This is a genomic window from Halobacillus sp. BBL2006 (assembly GCF_000786645.1).
GTDB lineage: Bacteria > Bacillota > Bacilli > Bacillales > Halobacillaceae > Halobacillus.
The window spans coordinates 1-2276 of record NZ_JRNX01000562.1; the positions used below are offsets into that span (position 1 = coordinate 1).

At 42.3% G+C, this 2276-nt stretch carries 1 protein-coding gene; it reads left to right on the forward strand.

Annotated features, from left to right (window positions below; all coding sequences use genetic code 11):
* Positions 1–101: 101 nt before the first annotated feature.
* A partial coding sequence (locus tag LD39_RS15905; RefSeq protein ID WP_081988483.1) for a DNA translocase FtsK occupies positions 102–2276 on the forward strand: 2175 nt, incomplete at its 3' end.

Genomic DNA, 2276 nt, shown 5'->3' on the forward strand with positions numbered 1-2276 from the left:
AAAACAAACTAAAAAAATTGTTTGATGATGAGAAGAACGAAAATGTTCAGTCTGAGAAGAAACAGGAATACGAACGAAATGAAATGAATGCAAAAACGAAAATGACATACAAATACCCTAAGCAAGGGGAGTTTCGCTTTCCAGTAATACCGGATCAACAAGTAAACGATCAGCGAAGCGTTCGAGAGAATCGTGCGGAACGTCCTAAACAGAGAAGAAGCGAGACACCAGACAACCAAAAGAAAGAAAGCCCTAATGAAAAAAGGAGTCAGCCGAAAAAGCGAGTCGAGCACAAGCAAGAACTTCCAGAAACATCCTCGATTCCTTTTACACCCACCGATGTGCCATCTCCCATTTATGGGTATCAAAACAGGCAATTGACAGTCGGTCTAGAAAAATTAGAAAACACAGTCGTTCCGAATAAGCAACAAGAAACAAGGGCTTTAGATGACGCAGAGTGGCAGGAGCTCAGAAAACGGTTGCGGAGCAGAGTCACGGAAGATAAGGAACGTACAAGTCGGAGTGCCATTCAGAAACAATTTGAAAAACCTTTAAATAAAGAGACTCCGGCAGAAGAAACGAAAAATGAAAACTCTACATTTTCCGAGAAGCTTGTGAATGAAGAAGCGGCAGCGATAGAGACCCCTTTACCTATAAAGGAAAACTCAGCTAATCAAGAGGATGAAGATCAAAACGAAAATTCTACAGACACAAGTCAAGAACAAGCCGTCGAGAAAGAATATGAAGAACAAGAAGGCTGGACAGAAATACTAAATGATCAAGATGAAGACACCAATGATCGTGGATTTAAAGAAGAAGAGTCATCCATTCAAGCATACGAAGGTCTTACATTAGCTGAGGATGAAGAAGAGTCCATGATTAAAGAGGGCAATGAAGAACGGAAAGAGGAGGTAGTTCTTCCGGAGGAACAATTAGACGAAGAAGACCATAGCCTTATGGCAGAACAATCATTCACTCAACAGGATGAATCGCCTGCTCAGAGAGACGATGAACAAGAGCGAATGACTATTGACGATCATAAGGAAGAGGAAAGTATGGAAGAAAAGACGTCTAAGCGAGAAGAGTACGAAGATAACTCAAGGCAACCTGATGCGAAAGATTTGACTCCTTCACTTAAAGAGGAAGCATCCAACCCAGCACCTGATTCTGTCAGTGAGGATGATAATGATACGCCAAAAGAACCTGTTAAAGAAAATACGGTTTTACAAGAGAACAAGAAGCCACAAAAAACTCAAACAAAAGATAGATCCCAAAAAAGGACTGTTCCGTTTAATGTGATCATGACACCAAGAGACAAGCGATCGCGTGATCGGAATCCAGCCCCTCGACATGAGGAGTCAAACAAAAGAGTAGAGAAAGAGCAGAGTACTCATGTTGAGGAGCGCTCTACAACACCTGTTAAGAAAGAGACATACCAAACTCCCCTTCATTTATTAGAGGACCCAATCCGTAATACGGATGGTGATGATCAATGGATCACAGATCAAATGGAATTATTAGAGACGACATTGAGACATTTCCATGTGAGGGCAAAAGTCGTGAATGCAATGAAAGGCCCTACCGTAACAAGATTTGAAGTCCAGCCTGAACCAGGTGTGAAGGTCAGTAAAATAACGAACCTCTCTGATGATATTAAACTTAGCATGGCAGCAAGGGATATCCGAATAGAGGCACCGATTCCAGGGAAACAAGCAGTAGGGATTGAAGTTCCGAATCAAATCCCTCAAATGGTAGGGTTACAGGAAATTTTCGAGTCAGAAGCTTTTCAAGCTGATTCTTCGCCGCTTTCCGTTGGTTTAGGGCTTGATATTGGAGGAGACTCCATTGTAACCAATTTGAAGAAGATGCCCCACGGATTGATCGCAGGGGCTACGGGCTCAGGTAAAAGCGTATGTATCAACACAATTTTAATCAGTCTCTTATACAAAGCGCACCATGAAGACGTTAAATTCCTATTGATTGACCCTAAAATGGTGGAATTAGCACCGTACAATGATTTGCCACACCTTGTATCTCCAGTGATTACAGATGTGAAGGCGGCTACGACTGCTTTAAAATGGGCTGTAAAAGAAATGGAAGAGCGCTATGAAAAATTCGTCCAAGAAGGTGTAAGGGACGTAGAGCGGTACAATGATAAAATGCTCAAGAGCGGTCGTCGTGATGAAAAAATGCCGTACATGGTCATTGTCATTGATGAGTTGGCAGACCTGATGATGGTTTCCCCTCAAGATGTAGAGGATTCCATTTGCCGGATC